The 15,432-nt window shown below is 67.9% G+C and carries 13 protein-coding genes; 8 read left to right on the top strand and 5 right to left on the bottom strand.

The window, feature by feature from the left end; genetic code table 11:
* Nucleotides 1–69 precede the first annotated feature (69 nt).
* Together mfd and OMP43_RS08240 are read right to left on the bottom strand one after the other, a co-directional pair.
* The gene (gene mfd / locus OMP43_RS08245; RefSeq protein ID WP_280279228.1) at nucleotides 70–3,525 is read right to left on the bottom strand and encodes a transcription-repair coupling factor; all 3,456 of its coding nucleotides are present in this window, start codon (nucleotides 3,523–3,525) and stop codon (nucleotides 70–72) included.
* A 6-nt stretch (nucleotides 3,526–3,531) separates the two neighbouring features.
* Nucleotides 3,532–3,798: a succinate dehydrogenase assembly factor 2 gene (locus tag OMP43_RS08240; protein WP_280279227.1), complete on the bottom strand. Its 267-nt coding sequence runs from the start codon at nucleotides 3,796–3,798 to the stop codon at nucleotides 3,532–3,534.
* Between the two features lie 184 nt (nucleotides 3,799–3,982).
* On the opposite strand from OMP43_RS08240, the gene OMP43_RS08235 reads away from it, so the two are divergent.
* Together OMP43_RS08235 and recG are read left to right on the top strand one after the other, a co-directional pair.
* Nucleotides 3,983–4,201, top strand: a complete 219-nt coding sequence (locus OMP43_RS08235; RefSeq protein ID WP_125617325.1) for a hypothetical protein — start codon at nucleotides 3,983–3,985, stop codon at nucleotides 4,199–4,201.
* Between the two features lie 48 nt (nucleotides 4,202–4,249).
* Nucleotides 4,250–6,307: an ATP-dependent DNA helicase RecG gene (gene recG / locus OMP43_RS08230; RefSeq protein WP_280279226.1), complete on the top strand. Its 2,058-nt coding sequence runs from the start codon at nucleotides 4,250–4,252 to the stop codon at nucleotides 6,305–6,307.
* A 592-nt stretch (nucleotides 6,308–6,899) separates the two neighbouring features.
* Here the strand turns inward: recG and OMP43_RS08225 are convergent.
* On the bottom strand, nucleotides 6,900–7,199 hold the full coding sequence (locus OMP43_RS08225) for a hypothetical protein (protein WP_280279225.1): 300 nt from the start codon (nucleotides 7,197–7,199) through the stop codon (nucleotides 6,900–6,902).
* Between the two features lie 555 nt (nucleotides 7,200–7,754).
* On the opposite strand from OMP43_RS08225, the gene OMP43_RS08220 reads away from it, so the two are divergent.
* Together OMP43_RS08220 and OMP43_RS08215 are read left to right on the top strand one after the other, a co-directional pair.
* Nucleotides 7,755–8,396 (top strand): hypothetical protein, encoded by a 642-nt coding sequence (locus tag OMP43_RS08220; RefSeq protein ID WP_280279224.1) that lies wholly within the window; start codon nucleotides 7,755–7,757, stop codon nucleotides 8,394–8,396.
* Nucleotides 8,397–8,604: 208 nt separating this feature from the next.
* Entirely contained in the window at nucleotides 8,605–8,793 is a 189-nt protein-coding gene (locus OMP43_RS08215; protein WP_280279223.1) for a hypothetical protein, read from the top strand.
* A 25-nt stretch (nucleotides 8,794–8,818) separates the two neighbouring features.
* Here OMP43_RS08215 and OMP43_RS08210 read toward each other — a convergent pair whose 3' ends face one another.
* Both OMP43_RS08210 and tyrS read right to left on the bottom strand, forming a co-directional pair.
* Nucleotides 8,819–9,139, bottom strand: coding sequence for a PilZ domain-containing protein (locus OMP43_RS08210; protein WP_280279222.1), 321 nt, complete (start codon nucleotides 9,137–9,139; stop codon nucleotides 8,819–8,821).
* A gap of 111 nt (nucleotides 9,140–9,250) precedes the next feature.
* A complete protein-coding gene (gene tyrS / locus OMP43_RS08205) occupies nucleotides 9,251–10,477 on the bottom strand; it encodes a tyrosine--tRNA ligase (protein WP_280279221.1) in 1,227 nt (408 codons plus the stop codon).
* Nucleotides 10,478–10,764: 287 nt separating this feature from the next.
* On the opposite strand from tyrS, the gene OMP43_RS08200 reads away from it, so the two are divergent.
* The 4 genes from OMP43_RS08200 to OMP43_RS08185 all read left to right on the top strand — a co-directional run bounded on the left by OMP43_RS08200 (nucleotide 10,765) and on the right by OMP43_RS08185 (nucleotide 15,425).
* On the top strand, nucleotides 10,765–12,255 hold the full coding sequence (locus OMP43_RS08200) for an alginate export family protein (RefSeq protein WP_280279220.1): 1,491 nt from the start codon (nucleotides 10,765–10,767) through the stop codon (nucleotides 12,253–12,255).
* Between the two features lie 42 nt (nucleotides 12,256–12,297).
* Nucleotides 12,298–12,813 (top strand): DOMON-like domain-containing protein, encoded by a 516-nt coding sequence (locus OMP43_RS08195; protein ID WP_280279219.1) that lies wholly within the window; start codon nucleotides 12,298–12,300, stop codon nucleotides 12,811–12,813.
* 63 nt (nucleotides 12,814–12,876) lie between these two features.
* Nucleotides 12,877–14,073, top strand: a complete 1,197-nt coding sequence (locus tag OMP43_RS08190; RefSeq protein WP_280279218.1) for a DUF1343 domain-containing protein — start codon at nucleotides 12,877–12,879, stop codon at nucleotides 14,071–14,073.
* Between the two features lie 149 nt (nucleotides 14,074–14,222).
* Nucleotides 14,223–15,425, top strand: a complete 1,203-nt coding sequence (locus OMP43_RS08185; RefSeq protein WP_280279217.1) for a hypothetical protein — start codon at nucleotides 14,223–14,225, stop codon at nucleotides 15,423–15,425.
* The last annotated feature ends 7 nt before the right edge of the window (nucleotides 15,426–15,432 follow it).

Below are 15,432 nucleotides of genomic sequence, written 5' to 3'. Positions count from 1 at the left end.
CGGTCTGGCGGCGGGCCATTCCCCCCATTCTAGGAGGCCGCGAGGGCGGAAGCATGGGTCGCTACGGGTTTATCCCGCCGCTTTCGCGAGGCCCCGCGACAGCTGGAGCGCGCCGTTGAGCCGGGCCTGGGGCGTCGCCCAGGCGCGAGCGATCACCAGCTTCATGTCGGGGCGCAGCTTCGCCGTGCCTTCCAGCTTGTCGACATAGGCGAGCAGGCCGTCGACATTGGGGAATTTGTCGTCGTGGAAACTCACCAGCGCGCCCTTGGGGCCGACATCGAGCTTGGCGATGCAGGCGCGCTTGGCGTTCAGCTTGGCCTCGATCAGCGTGATCAGGTTCTCGGTCGCCTCCGGCAGCTTGCCGAACCGGTCGATCAGCTCGGCGGCGAAGGCCTCGATGCCGGCGCGGTCGTCCACGTCGTTGAGGCGGCGATACAGGCCCATGCGCAGGTCGAGATCGGGAACATAGGTCTCGGGGATCATGATCGGCGCGTCGACGGTGATCTGCGGGCTCAGGTCGCGCGGGCGCTCGTCGCGCAGGCCGCCCGCCTTGGCGTCGAGGATCGCCTCCTCCAGCATCGACTGGTAGAGTTCGTAGCCGACCTCCTTGATATGGCCGGACTGCTCGTCGCCGAGCAGGTTGCCGGCGCCGCGGATGTCGAGATCGTGGCTGGCCAGCTGGAAGCCGGCGCCCAGCGATTCCAGGTCGGACAGCACCTTGAGGCGCTTTTCCGCCGCCTCGGTCATCAGGCGCTGGGCCGGGGTGGTCAGATAGGCATAGGCGCGCGTCTTGGAGCGCCCGACCCGGCCGCGCAGCTGGTAGAGCTGGGCGAGGCCGAACTTGTCCGCCCGGTTGATGATCAGCGTGTTGGCGCTGGGAATGTCGATGCCGCTCTCGATGATCGTGGTCGAGACGAGCAGGTCGTATTTGCGATCGTAGAAGGCGGACATGCGCTCCTCGACCTCGCCCGCCGCCATCTGGCCGTGCGCGACGACATAGCGGATCTCGGGCACGTCGTGGCGCAGGAATTCCTCGATCTCGGGCAGGTCGGAGATGCGCGGGGTGACGAAATAGGCCTGGCCGCCGCGATAATGCTCGCGAAGCAGCGCCTCGCGCAGCACCACCGGATCCCAGGGCATCACATAGGTGCGCACCGCCAGGCGATCGACCGGCGGGGTCTGGATCACGCTGAGCTCGCGCAGGCCCGACATCGCCATCTGGAGGGTGCGCGGGATCGGCGTGGCGGTGAGGGTGAGGACGTGGACGTCCGCCTTCATCGCCTTGAGCCGTTCCTTGTGGGTGACGCCGAAGCGCTGCTCCTCGTCGACGATGACCAGGCCGAGCCGCTTGAACTCGACGCCCTTGGCGAGGACGGCATGGGTGCCGACGACGATGTCGATCGTGCCGTCGGCGGCGCCGTCCTTGGTCGCCTTCATCTCGGTGCTGCCCACCAGGCGCGAGAGGCGGCCGACCTTGATCGGGAAACCCTCGAAGCGCTGGGTGAAATTATTGAAATGCTGGCGGGCGAGCAGGGTGGTGGGGCAGACCACCGCGACCTGCATGCCCGCCATCGCCGCGACGAAGGCGGCGCGCAGCGCCACCTCGGTCTTGCCGAAGCCGACATCGCCGACGATCAGCCGGTCCATCGGGCGGCCGGCGGCGAGATCCTCGAGCACGTCGCCGATCGCGCGGTCCTGGTCGTCGGTCTCCTCATAGGGGAAGCGGTCGACAAAGGCGGGATAGCCGCCGGCATCGGGCTCGGCGACTTCGGCGGGTCGAGTGGCGCGCTTGGCGGCGGTGGCGATGAGCTCGCCCGCGATCTCGCGGATCCGCTCCTTCATGCGGCTCTTGCGCCGCTGCCAGGCCTCGCCGCCCAGCCGGTCCAGCGCCGCGCCCTCCTCGCCCGCGCCGTAGCGGCTCAGGACCTCGAGATTCTCCACCGGAACATAGAGCTTGTCGCCGCCGGCATAAGTGAGGGCGACGCAGTCGTGCGGGGCCTTCTGCACCGGGATCTGGGTGAGGCCCTCATAGCGGCCGATGCCGTGATCGACGTGCACCACCAGATCGCCCGGCGAGAGCGTCGCCAGCTCGTTGAGAAAGGCGTCGGTCGACTTGCGGCGCTTCGAGCGGCGGACGAGGCGGTCGCCCAGCATGTCCTGCTCGGTGAGCACCGCGACGCCGGGGGCGGAGAAGCCGTGATCGAGCGGCAGCACGATCATCGCCACCGCGCTGTCGGCGATGCCCATCGCCTCGTGCCAGCTGTCCGCCTTGCGCGCCGTCTTGAGGCCGTGATCGGCGAGCAGCCCGGTCAGGCGCTCGCGGGCGCCGTTCGAATAGCTGGCGAGTATCGGTTTCTTGCTAGATTTCCGTAGCTTGGCGATATGGTCTACGACAGATTCATAGACATTGGCACCGGCGGCCCGCTCGGGCGCGAAGTCGCGCGGGCCGTCGACGTCGAAGTCGAGGACGGTGGCGCTGACCGGCTCGTGAAAGGGCGTGCTGGTGTGCGCCGGCCAGTCGGCGAGCCGCTTTTCCCATTCGTTCGCAACAAGATAGAGCGCATCGGCGGCCAGCGGGCGATAGCTGCCCGGATCGGCGGACTGGGCGCGGACGCGGTTCGACTGATAGTCGGCGATCGCTTCGAACCGCGCTTCGGCGGCACCGGCATCGCCGGCGTCGCGGATCAGGATCGCATCGCCGGGAAGATGCTCGAACAGCGTCTCCAGCCGCTCCTCGAACAGCGGCAGCCAATGCTCCATGCCGGCGAGGCGGCGGCCGTCGCTGATCGCCTGGTAGAGCGGGTCGCCGGTGGCGGTGGCGCCGAACTTTTCCCGATAGCGCGTGCGGAAGCGCTTGACCGACTCCTCGTCGAGCAGAGCCTCGGAAGCGGGGAGGAGCGTGAAGCCGTCGATCCGCCCGGTGGTGCGCTGGTCCGAGGGATCGAAGGTGCGGACGCTCTCGATCTCGTCGCCGAAGAAATCGAGCCGCAATGCCTGTTCGGCGCCCGAGGGGAAGAGGTCGACCAGCCCGCCGCGCACCGCGAACTCGCCGGCGTCGTTCACCGTGTCGACGCGGATATAGCCATTTGCCTGGAGCAGGTTTCCGAGCTTTTCCAGGCTGATACGCTCGCCCGGCGCAAGGCGGGCGACGAGCTGGCGGATGCGGAAGGGCGTGAGCGTGCGCTGGGTGACGGCGTTTACCGTGGTGACCAGCAGGCGCGGCTTTTCGCCTTTGTTCTGAAGGGCATGGAGCGTCGCCAGCCGCTCGGCCATGACCCGCAGGGTCGGGCTGGCGCGGTCATAGGGAAGGCAGTCCCAGGCCGGAAAGCCGAGGATTTCGAGCTCGGGCGCGAAATAGGGCGCGGTGCCGGCCACGGCGCGCATCGCGGATTCGTCGGGCGCGACGAAGACGGTCATCCGCCCGGTGCGCGCCAGATCGGCCAGCATCCAGGGGAGGAAGCCGGTCGGAGCGCCCGACAGGGTGAGAGGCCGTTGCGCGGAGAGGATGGTCTTGAGGTCGGGCATTCGGGATCAGCGAGAAATAGGCACGTAGTTCAATGTCTTGAGGGCGGTCATTACCGTGCCGGCATAGCGTGGGGGAGCGGGTTCGACGCCCATCGCCCAGGCCATGATATCGACGTCCTGCTCCTCGAGCAGTTCCTCGAACAGGTCCATCTCGGCGTCGTTCCAGCCGGCGCCATGCCGATCGAAGAAGCCGCCGATCAGCAGGTCTGCTTCCTTCACGCCGCGATGCCAGGCGCGGAAGCGCAGGCGCTTGAGACGGGTTTCGCGGTCCATTCGGTCCTCAACGGGAAATGGCCGGCAGCGCGAAAAATGCGTGTCGGCGAAAATGGTGGATACGATTTCCCAGATAGGTTGCCGCGCCGGCGAACGCCAGCCGCAACTTAATCGGCCGTTTCCGCCCGCCCGGCCGGCGATCTTGCTATGATGGGCAGATACTCTGCGTAAAGGCCGTCCAAAAATGCGTTTCGTGATGCTCAAGTCGATCAACGGCGACCCCATGCTGGTCAACATTGCCGCGGTGCGGACGGTCGCCACGATCAACATGGCCGGTGCCGATGTCGGCGTGCTTTCGTTCGACGGCGCGCACGAAGTGGTGGTCGGCTCGACCGTGATCGAAGTGCATGCCGCGATCGAGGCGGCCGGCCAGGCGATCGCGCCCGCGCGCAGCATCGCCTGATCCCGCACCCCCTAGCGGCGCGCCATCGCAAGGATTAGGTCGGGCGCCATGCGCCCCGAGATCCTCAATCCGCTCTTCGCCGAAGTCACGGCGCTCAAGGGGATCGGCGCGGCCCTGGCCAGGCCGCTCGAGCGGCTGGGGCTGGCGCGCGTCGTCGACGTCGCTTTCCATCTCCCCACCGGCTTCATCGACCGCATTCCGCGCGACGCGCTGATGGCGTCCGACGCCGGAAGGATCATCGCGATCGAGCTCACCCCGGTGCAATATCGCTTCGGCGGCAGCGCCCGCTCCCCCGCGCGGGTGCAGGCGGTGGACGCGCACGGCAACCATGCCAGCCTCGTCTTTTTCGGCGGCAATTCGGGCTGGGCGAAGAAGCTGCTCCCGCTGAACGAGAAGCGCTGGGTCTCGGGCCGGCTCGACCAATATGGCCAGGAGCTGCAGATCGTGCATCCCGAGGTCGCGCTGCCCGAAGAGGCGGAAGGCGGCGGGCGCGAGGCGATCTATCCCTGTTCCGAGGGCATCACGTCCAAGCGGATCGCGGCGCTGGCCGCCCAGGCGATCGCGCGCGCGCCCGATCTGCCCGAATGGATCGAGCCGAGCCTGAAGGACCGCCACCAATGGCCGGGCTGGAAGGAGGCGCTGGCCCGCATCCATGCCGACCCCGCCGACGCCAAGGCGCGCGAGCGGCTCGCCTATGACGAAGTGTTCGCCAACCAGCTCGCGCTGATGCTGGTGCGCGGCGAGGCCCGCGCCAAGCGCGGCCGGCCGCTGACCGGCGACGGGCGGCTGCGCGACCGGCTCCGGCTGCCCTATGTCCCCACCGGCGCCCAGTCGCGCACGATCCGCGAGATCGAGGGCGACATGGCGCAGAGCCAGCCGATGCTGCGCCTGCTCCAGGGCGATGTCGGCGCGGGCAAGACGCTGGTGGCGACGATGGCGCTGCTGATCGCCGCCGAGGCCGGGGCGCAAGGCGCGATGCTGGCTCCCACCGAGATCCTCGCCCGCCAGCATTACGACAATCTCTCGCGCCTGCTCGCCGGGCTCGACATCCGCGTCGCGATCCTCACCGGGCGCGACAAGGGCAAGGTGCGCGAGGCCGTTCTGATGGGGCTCGCCGCCGGCGAGATCGACATATTGGTGGGCACCCATGCGATCTTCCAGCAGGGCGTGACCTATCGCGACCTGGGACTGGTGGTGGTGGACGAGCAGCACCGCTTCGGCGTGGCCGAGCGGCTGATGCTCCAGGCCAAGGCGCAGGTGCCGCCGCACCTGCTGGTGATGACCGCCACGCCGATCCCGCGCACGCTCCAGCTGGCCAGCCATGGCGAGATGGACGTGAGCCGGCTGGACGAGATGCCGCCCGGCCGCCAGCCGATCCAGACGACAGTGATCGCCGAGGACAAGCTCGACGCGGTGATCGCCGGGCTGGGCCGGCATCTCGATGCGGGCAAGCAGGCCTATTGGGTGTGCCCGCTGGTGGAGGAGAGCGAGAAGACCGACCTTGCCGCCGCCGAGCATCGCGCCGCCACGCTCACCGCGCGGTTCGGCGACAAGGTCGGGCTGGTCCATGGCCGGATGAAGGGGCCGGAGAAGGACGCGGTGATGGCGCGCTTCGCCGCGGGCGAGCTGGGCGTGCTGGTGGCGACGACGGTGATCGAAGTGGGGGTGGACGTGCCCAACGCCACGCTGATCGTGATCGAGGCGGCGGACCGGTTCGGCCTCGCCCAGCTCCACCAGCTGCGCGGGCGCGTGGGCCGGGGCGGGGGGCAGTCCCACTGCATCCTGCTGCGCGGGGAGAAGCTCAGCGAGACGTCGCGGGCGCGGCTGGCGCTGATGCGCGACACCACCGACGGCTTCCTGATCGCCGAGCGCGACCTGGAGCTGCGCGGCGCGGGCGAGATCCTCGGCACCCGCCAATCGGGCGAGCAGAGCTTCCGCCTGGCGACGCCGGAGAGCCTGGCGACGCTGATCGCGGCGGCGAACGCCGATGCGCGGCTGCTGGAGGACCAGGACCGCGCGCTGCACACCGCGCGGGGCGAGGCGGCGCGGATCGCGCTCTACCTGTTCGAGCGTGACGCGGCGGTGAGCCTGTTGCGGGCGGGATAGGGGGCGATAGGCCCCGCCGTCTTCCCGTTTTTCCCGTCATGCCCGCAATCCTTCGGCGCCACCCCCTATCCTCGGCGTCTATCCCCTTGAGGAAGGAGTGCCCCAATAGCCGTCATCCCCGCGGAGGCGGGGATCCAGGGTAGCGCGGGACAAGGATGCTGCCAGGCGAGCGCTCCCCGGAGCGCGCGGGACTCGACTGCGCGCAACTCGCCCCTGGCCCTGGATCCCCGCCTGCGCGGGGATGACGAAGGGAGTCGCTGGGATTGCGAATAAAATCAAAGCCTTGATCGGGCTATTATCCTGGATTGGGGCCTCGCTATTCCTCCTTCGCCGCTCCGGCCTTGCGCCGGAGTCCCGCTGTCTTGCCGAGGGCAGAAGAAGCGGGATCCCGGCGCAAGGCCGGGATGACGGTGGGAAACGGATACTCGTTTGGGTTCCCAACCTGCGCGCGCGACTCAATCAACAAAGCCCGTCCTCCCCGCGCGGGCGGGGGTGACGGGAGTAGTTTCAACGGCTTGTCCGAGCTTGTGCCGAACCGTCGGTGCGCGGGTTCGCCGCCGCCGACGGATCGGCGGCGGCGGTCCGGTGCCGCTCAGTCCGCGCGGCGTGGATTTGCCTTGATCGCGCGCGCGGGCAGCGGGATCCCGTCCGCGTCGAAGATATTGGGGCTGAACGTCTTCTCCGGGCCGCTCGGGCAGTTCAGCGGGCCCGCCGTGCCCGGCGTGCCATCCTTGTTGTAGCACGCCACCGAGCCCGGCAGCGATCCGTTCACCCAGGTGCCGGAGCAGGTGCGCGTGCACCCGTTGGAGAAAGTATGGACCTGTTCCGCCGAAGCCGGCGCCGCCCAAGCAGACATCGCGAACAATGCCGTCCCTGCAATATATGCCTTCATTTCAGCTTCCCTCCTTTAGTGGGAGGCAAAGCTTCTCACCAATAGATCTTATGCAGGCTGAACGATCTGTTGTGTAACGGAAAGAAGATATGCGTAATTTGCAAGAAAAGGCGCCACTTGTCTTGGGTGTCGAGGCAGTGTCGCGCCGCATCTCGATGCCAGGGAGGCACTGCGTCCGGAGAATGGACGATGGCGCCTTCCACCGTCATCCCCGCGCAGACGGGGATTCAGGGTAGCGTGGAACAATCCAGGCAATCGCGCCGGGTATCGGGGGGCAATCCGGGCCTCGTGGCCCTTGCTCCTGCCTGCGGGGCGGCAGCGGGTAGAATGGCGGGACGGGAACATGCGTATCCCAACCTGGCTGGATAGTAATCCATCCCGTTGTTTTCACGTAGAGTTGTAACGAGCTCGAGGGCCGGTGACTTTAGTGATCGATGGTGCGCGGACCTCGTGTCATGACCCGGAAATATTACTAATGAAAACTATATTCGAATCGTGCGGTCCGCGGTGCATTCCGTCGGTCGGCGAAATCCACGTTCTGAGCATGGAGGTGTTGTGTCCTTCCTGGCGAAAATCCTTTTGATTTTTTCTGCCTGTTTTCTGACGACGGCAGGCGCTTCAACCCAGGCTTTGCCCAAATATTACAAGGTCTCGCTGCAGATCGAGCGCGGCGGCAAGATCATCGGGAAGCCAAACCTCATCATGACGCCCGGCGCTTCGGCGATCATGACGGCAACCAACGGCGAATATTCGCTGCGAACGTCGACCGGAACCGATGGCGGGATCAAGACCTCATCGATCAATGTCGCCACGGAGCTTTACTTCTCCAGCAACGGCCGGTGGGAGCTTGTCGCCGTGCCCAATATCTTCGCCACGATCGGGCGAAGCGTCGATATGCACTACAATCTCCCGAAGTACGGCAATGTCGTTTTGACGTACAATGTGGAGGTCGTGGATACTCTGGCCACGAACGTCACCTCATGGGGAAAGAATGCCTGCTCGGAAAAGCGCGTTTCCGAATGGAAGGCAGCCATGAAGAAGCCGGTCTCCTTCCTGTCCGCCAGGAAGAAAAATCAGGTAATCAATATATGTTGCAGCCCGTGCTCGACGATACGCTGCTGTTCCGCCGGCCCCATATGCTGCAGCGATGAGGCCAGGTGCCCGGGCCAGCGCTGCTGCAGCGATCCGCCGGTCTGATGATCCCGATGGCCTGCCGGGATCGATCCGGGCAGGCCATCGCGCGAAACGCCTGCCGGGCTCGCGCGGCCGTTCGGTCTTCAGCGTCTTTGGAAGCCGCCGACGGAGCGATCGGGCAAGGCGGAACTCCCACGGCCACGGCATCAACGGATGCCCAGGCCCCGCATCCATGCTATGGTCGCTGCCGGGCGCAGGAAGAGAGGCCTCTATGCAAAGGTCATGGTGGTTGGCGGCGGTGCTGCTGGTGGTCGCAATCGGCCTGGTGGGCGGCGTTTACGAAGGGGCCCTGGCGGCGATGCGCCTGGACATGCCCCATTGGGTGATCCTCCTGCTGGCCGTCGCCGTGCCGGTGGTGCTCGGCAGGGCCGCGGATCGCGTCTGGCGCCAGTTGAAATAGCGGGCGGCCCCCTCCGTCCCGGGGCCTATTTCGCCTTCACCATGGTCGAGATCAGCTCGTAATAGCTGGCGAGATCGATCGCGCGCTCGAACTGGCAGCCGATCCGGCCGCCCAGCGCCCAGCGCACATCGGCCACCACGGTGCCGGCATGCGGCAGCACCACGCGGATGCGCGCGCCCGTCTCGAACGGATCGTCGCACCGCGCCATCAGGCCGTGCGGCGAGATGTTGACGATGATGAAGTTCAGCTGCTTCGCGTCGGGGCCGAAGGCACGCGCGCGGTAATAGACGTCCTCGCGCCCCTCCCGCCGGATCTCCGAATAAGCCAGGTTCGATCCAAAATTCACGCACGGCCTCACGAAACGCTTGAGGTACGTCTGCGATTGATACCGTTACCGCGTGAATCCCGTTGCAACGAAGAGGCTTAACAGCGACTTATCAGGGCCGTCGGCGGAATGTCACGCGGGCACGAGCATCCCGTGCTTCTTCCGGCCGAAGCTGAGCTTGACCGGCGCGGCCACCGCGATCTCGAGCGCGGGATCGCTCACCACCTGATCGTCGACGCGGATCGCGCCCTCGGCGACCTTGCGGCGGGCTTCTCCCTTGGAGGGGCAGAGGCCGAGCGCGATCAGCCCGTCGACCACGGCGATGCTGCCGCCCGCCACCGCATGGGTGGGCAGCGCGCCGCCGGCGGAGCCTTCCTCGAACACCTTGCGGGCCGTCTCGGCGGCTTCCTCGGCGGCGGCGCGGCCGCGGCACATGGCGGTCGCCTCGTTGGCGAGGATCTTCTTGGCCTCGTTGATCCCGGCGCCTTCCAGCGCCTCCAGCCGGGCGATCTCGTCCAGCGGCAGGTCGGTGAACAGGCGGAGGAAGCGGCCGACGTCGCGGTCGTCGGTGTTGCGCCAGAACTGCCAGTAATCGAATGCCGAGAGCTGGTCCTCGTTCAGCCACACCGCGCCCGACATGGTCTTGCCCATCTTGCCGCCATCGGCGGTGGTGATCAGCGGCGTGGTGACGCCGTACACCTCGGTGCCGTCGACCCGGCGCGCCAGCTCGATGCCGTTGACGATATTGCCCCACTGGTCCGATCCGCCCATCTGCAGGCGGCAGGCGGCGCGGCGCGACAGCTCCAGAAAGTCATAGCCCTGGAGGATCATGTAGTTGAACTCGAGGAACGAGAGCGACTGCTCGCGGTCGAGGCGCAGCTTCACCGAATCGAAGCTCAGCATCCGGTTGACCGAGAAATGCCGGCCGATGTCGCGCAGGAACGGGATATATTCGAGCTTGTCGAGCCAGTCGGCATTGTCGACCATCACCGCGTCGCTGGGGCCGTCCCCGAAGGTGAGGAACTTCTCGAACACGGTCTTGATCGAGGCGATGTTGGCGCGGATCACCTCGTCGGTCATCAGCTTGCGGGCCTCGTCCTTGAACGAGGGGTCGCCGATCTTGCCGGTGCCGCCGCCCATGAGGACGATCGGCTTGTGGCCGGCCTGCTGGAGCCGGCGCAGCAGCATGATCTGGACGAGGCTGCCGACGTGCAGCGACGGCGCCGTGGGATCGAAGCCGATATAGCCGGGGACGATCTGCTTCGTGGCGAGATCGTCGAGCGCCTCCGGGTCGGTGACCTGGTGGACGTAACCACGCGTGGAGAGCAGGCGGAGCAGATCGGACTTGAATTCGGTCATGATGCGGGCCGCATAGCCGAGGCGCGCGGGCGCGTCATCCCCGGCGCGAACATGGGTCGGGCATGTTCGATGTGCGGAATTCCGCATGGCTGCGGGAAGGCGTGTCACCATTTCCGCATGTTTTGAGCCTCCCGCTGGATGGGGGATATGGATAAGTATCTGTGAAAATGTGAATTATTTCGGATTCATTGCCAGGCGGCACGTTTGGGCGCGTGGCTGTACAATGGCCGGACATCAACATCGTCCGACACGAAACCGGCCGAGTATCCGAGAGAGGATTCGATTCCGTGCCCATAGCGCTGCGCGCCCTAGCCGGCGGCACCGTGCCGCTTGCCATGCTGCTGACCGGCGGCGCGGCGGCGCAGACCGTCCGCGAGGTCCCGGCTCCGGCGCCGCGGGAAAAGGCGGACGGCGCCGGCTATCCGGCGGCGGCGGCCGGCGATGGCGCGGTCACGGGCGGCTACAGCCTGTCGCGCTGGGCCGAGGACTGGCGGGCGATGCGCGATCCGGCGCGGCGCGACGATCCGCTCGACCGGCTCAAATTCCTGCCGCTCGACAAGGATGGCGACATCTATCTGACGCTGTCGGGCGAGGCGCGGCTGCGCGTCAACCTGACGAGCAATCCCGGCCTGCGCGAGGCGCCGCACCAGCGGCAGGACATCAACCGGCTGGTCGCCGGGGCCGATCTCCATCTCGGGCCGCATCTGCGCCTGTACGGCGAAGTCGCGCATGGCGGCATTTCGGGGCGGGAGCTGGGGGTGCCGGCGGCCTCGCTGCGCAACGACCTCGTCTTCCAGCAATATTTCGCCGAGGCGACCGCCGAGCTGGGCGGGGTGGCGATCGGCGCGCGCTATGGGCGGCAGGAATTCACCGACGGGCCCAACCTGCTGGTCTCGCAGCGCGACAACAACACGATCCGCTATACGCTGAACGGCATCCGGGCCTGGGCGCGGAGCAGCTGGCTGCGGGTCGACCTGTTCGATCTGCGGCCCACCGCCTATGGCGATCTCGGCCCCGACGACGACGTCAACGATCCGGCGCGCCGCTTCTCGGGCGTGACGTTCGGCGTGGCGCTGCCCAAGGCCTGGCTGGGGGGCTCGAAGCTCTATTTCGATCCCTTTCTCTGGCGCCGGCGCAACGATGTCGGCGCCTGGGGCGGCCGGGTGGGGCCGGCGCGGCGCTATTATGCGGGCGCGCGGCTGTGGGGCGATGTCGGGCGCGTGGCGATCGACTGGTCGGTCAACCATCAATGGGGCCGCTATATCGGCCAGGACATCGATGCGTGGCAGGCATTCTTCGCCCAGAGCTATCGCCTCGGCAGATCCGCCACGGCGCCGCGCATCGGCTTCCATGCCGATTATGCCAGCGGCGGCGGCGGCTATGGCGACGGCAAGCTGCGCAACGCCTATGCGCCGTTCGGCAACAACATCTACTACAGCTACCAGCTGTTCCTGACCCCCTCGAACCTGGTCACGGTGGCGCCGACACTGGCCTTTTCGCCGGTGAAGGGAGTGCGGCTGACGGCGGAATATGCGCTGGCCTGGCGCGACGATGCGCGCGACGCGGTGTACCGCGCCAATGGCCAGCCCTTTGCCGGCACCCAGAAGGTCGCGGATCGCAAGATCGCCGATGTCAGCCGGGCACAGCTGGTCTGGACGATCTCGCCGCGCCTCTCCGTCACCGGCCGGTACGAGCATCTGGCGGCGGGCCCGTCGCTCACCAAGGCGGGGTATCGCAGCTCCGATTTCCTGTCCGGCTGGGTCAGCTTCCGTTTCTGAGGCTGCTTCGCCGATGCGGCGAACTGGGCTAGGGCAGGGCGCATGGCGCTGCACATCCCGCTGGTCCCGCATCCCTCCCATCCGCCGCACATGGTGGAGCGCGTCGAGGTTTCCGCCGATATCCGGCACGGCCCGAGCGTGCTTGCCTATCGCGTGACGGGAGGGATGCCGAAGCTGCCGGCGCCCGCCCCGCCGGAGCGGACCGACGGGCTGTGGCGGCACACCTGCTTCGAGCTGTTCGTGCGGCCGGCGGGCGGCGAGGGCTATTTCGAGTATAATTTCTCGCCCTCCACCCAGTGGGCGGCCTATCGATTCGACGGGTATCGCGAGGGCATGCGCGACCAGCCGCTCGCCGCGCCGGCGATCGAGCCGCTGGCGGACGGCATCCGCGTGCGGGTCGACCTGGGCGGACTGCCGGCGGGCGTCTGGCAGGTCGCCGTCACCGCGGTGATCGAGGAGGCGGACGGCGCCAAATCCTATTGGTCCGTCGCGCACGCCCCGGGGGCGCCCGATTTCCATGCGCCCGGCGGCTTCGCGATCGAGGTGCCGGCGGGATGATCCGCCGGTTGCGCGCGACGATCCGGCTTGCGTCGCCGCCGAACTCCCGGCACCTGCTGCGCCATGAAATTCGGCATCGACCGGCTGCTCGCCGACCCTGAGCTTCGTCGCCCCCTCCAGGGCAAGCGCGTGGCGCTGCTCGCGCATCCCGCCTCGGTGACCGCGGACCTGACCCATTCGCTGGACGCGCTGGTCGCCGCCGGGCTCGACGTCTCGGCGGTGTTCGGCCCGCAGCACGGCGTGCGCGGCGACCTGCAGGACAATATGATGGAGTCGCCCGACTTCACCGATCCCACCTATGGCATGCCGGTGTTCAGCCTCTATGGCGAGGTCCGGCGGCCGACCGGCCAGTCGATGGGCACGTTCGACGTGCTGCTGGTCGACCTGCAGGACGTCGGCTGCCGCATCTACACCTTCGTGACGACGCTGCTCTATGTGCTCGAGGCGGCGGCGGCGCATGGCAAGAGCGTGTGGGTGCTCGACCGGCCCAACCCCGCCGGCCGGCCGGTGGAGGGCACGACGCTGCTGCCCGGCTGGGAGAGCTTCGTCGGCGCCGGGCCGATGCCGATGCGCCACGGCATGACGCTGGGCGAGATGGGGCACTGGTTCATCGCGCAGTTCAAGCTGGACCTCGACTATCGCGTGATCGCGATGGAGGGCTGGCAGCCCGATGCCGCGCCCGGCTTCGGCTGGCCGCCCGAGCGGCCCTGGATCAACCCGAGCCCCAATGCCGCCAACGTCAACATGGCCCGCGCCTATGCCGGCACGGTGATGCTGGAGGGAACGCTGCTTTCCGAAGGGCGCGGCACCACGCACCCGCTCGAGCTGTTCGGCGCGCCCGATATCGATGCGAAGGCGGTGATCGCCGAGATGCGCGCGCTGGCCCCCGCCTGGCTCGCCGGCTGCACGCTGCGCGACCTGTGGTTCCAGCCGACGTTCCACAAGCATGTCGGCCAGCTCTGCTCGGGCGTGTTCATCCATGCCGAGGGGCCGGGCTATGATCACGCCGCGTTCCGCCCGTGGCGGCTCCAGGCGCTGGGCTTCAAGGCGATCCGCCGACTTTACGGCGATTACCCGCTGTGGCGCGACTTCCCCTATGAATATGTCTTCGACAAGCTGGCGATCGACGTGATCAACGGCGGCCCGGACCTGCGCGAATGGGTCGACGATGCGGGCGCGGAGCCTGGCGACCTCGACGCGCGGACCGCGCCGGACGAGGCGGCCTGGGAAGCGGCGCGGGCACCGCATCTGATTTACTGACTCCACTCCCCTCCCTGGAAGGGAGGGGTTGGGGGTGGGTGTTTGACCGCGATACGGTGAAGCATGCGTGGCATCGGCAGTATCGCCAAGCCTCCACCCACCCCTAACCCCTCCCTTGCAGGGAGGGGAAGCAGCGGGATTTGATTGTCGTGCATGAACCCCTTAACCACCCCAGGATGCTCGCGGGGCTCATATTCGCAGTCGAGGAGGCCGAAGGCCGGCCGGGGACGCTGATGGCGACACTGCCCTTTGGCGGGATGACCCTGCTCGAATATCAGGCGCGGCTGCTGTTCGGCGCCGGGGCCGAGCAGGTGCTCGTCGCGGTGGGCAAGATGACGCCGGCCCTGCTCACCGCGGTCAACCGCGCCGCCAAGCGCCATCCTCGGATCGAGATCGTCCGCTCGGCCGAGGAAGCCGCCGAGAAGATCGCGCCCGGCGCGCAGGTGCTGGTGATGGCCGATGGGCTGGTCACCACCGATCCGGTGATGGACAAGATGGCGACGACGAGCGGCGAGGCGCTGCTCGTCACCGACGATCCGGCGTCGCCCGCCGCGATCGAGCGGCTCGACATGCGCGACAGCTGGGCCGGCGTCGCCCGGATCACCGTGGAGCAGCTCGCCCAGATCGCGCAGATGCCCGAGGATTACGACTTCCAGTCGGCGCTGCTGCGCGTCGCCGCCCAGTCGGGCGCCGAGCATGTGCCGCTCACCGCGGGCTGGCTCAAGAGCGGCCATGCGGTGGAGCGCAGCGTCGAGGGGCTGGCGGCGCGCAACACCGGCGTGCTCGCCGCGCTCACCGAGCGCCGCACCGACTGGGCGGACCGCTGGATATTCACTCGCGCCGCGCGGATCGCGCTGCCCGAGCTGGTCGGCCGCAACGTGCCCGGCTGGACGGTGAGCGTCGCCGGCGGCGCGATCGCCGCGCTGGCGCTCGTCCTTACCGCGATGCGCTGGCCGGGGGCGGGCACCGTCACCGCGCTGGCCGGCACCGCGACGCTGGCCACCGGCGCGGCGATGGCGGTGCTGCGTGGCGAGGACAAGCGGGCGCGCCTGCTCGAATGGGCGATCTTCGCGCTGTTCGCCCTGGTCGCGCTGCTCATCGGCTGGGGAGAGTTCGCCGCCACGGCCAACACCACGCCGCCCGTACTCGCCCTGGTGGCCATGGCCGCCCAGTTGCTCGTCGAGCGGGCGCCTTCCCGGCCGAAGCGCTGGTGGGCCAGCCCGTCGGCGCATCTGCTCATCCTGACCCCGTTCGCGCTGGCCGGATTCGCCACGATCGGCCTTGCTGCGGCTGCGATATATTCCTTCGCGACGCTCGCCGCGGCGGTTGAGGGCGCACGCGAAAAAGCTTAGTCTCGTC

Origin of the sequence: Sphingomonas sp. CBMAI 2297, from assembly GCF_029870595.1 — a bacterium.
Classification (GTDB): Bacteria; Pseudomonadota; Alphaproteobacteria; order Sphingomonadales; family Sphingomonadaceae; genus Sphingomonas.
The sequence above is the reverse complement of the archived record's forward strand: the minus strand, read 5'-3'. Positions and strand labels throughout refer to the sequence as shown.

What these genes read in the sequence shown, in the direction of transcription:
- mfd (WP_280279228.1), bottom strand. Translation starts at nt 3,525, where the DNA reads ATGCCCGACCTCAAGACCATCCTCTCCGCGCAACGGCCTCTCACCCTG.
- OMP43_RS08240 (WP_280279227.1), bottom strand. Translation starts at nt 3,798, where the DNA reads ATGGACCGCGAAACCCGTCTCAAGCGCCTGCGCTTCCGCGCCTGGCAT.
- OMP43_RS08235 (WP_125617325.1), top strand. Translation starts at nt 3,983, where the DNA reads ATGCGTTTCGTGATGCTCAAGTCGATCAACGGCGACCCCATGCTGGTC.
- recG (WP_280279226.1), top strand. Translation starts at nt 4,250, where the DNA reads ATGCGCCCCGAGATCCTCAATCCGCTCTTCGCCGAAGTCACGGCGCTC.
- OMP43_RS08225 (WP_280279225.1), bottom strand. Translation starts at nt 7,199, where the DNA reads ATGAAGGCATATATTGCAGGGACGGCATTGTTCGCGATGTCTGCTTGG.
- OMP43_RS08215 (WP_280279223.1), top strand. Translation starts at nt 8,605, where the DNA reads ATGCAAAGGTCATGGTGGTTGGCGGCGGTGCTGCTGGTGGTCGCAATC.
- tyrS (WP_280279221.1), bottom strand. Translation starts at nt 10,477, where the DNA reads ATGACCGAATTCAAGTCCGATCTGCTCCGCCTGCTCTCCACGCGTGGT.
- OMP43_RS08195 (WP_280279219.1), top strand. Translation starts at nt 12,298, where the DNA reads ATGGCGCTGCACATCCCGCTGGTCCCGCATCCCTCCCATCCGCCGCAC.
- OMP43_RS08190 (WP_280279218.1), top strand. Translation starts at nt 12,877, where the DNA reads ATGAAATTCGGCATCGACCGGCTGCTCGCCGACCCTGAGCTTCGTCGC.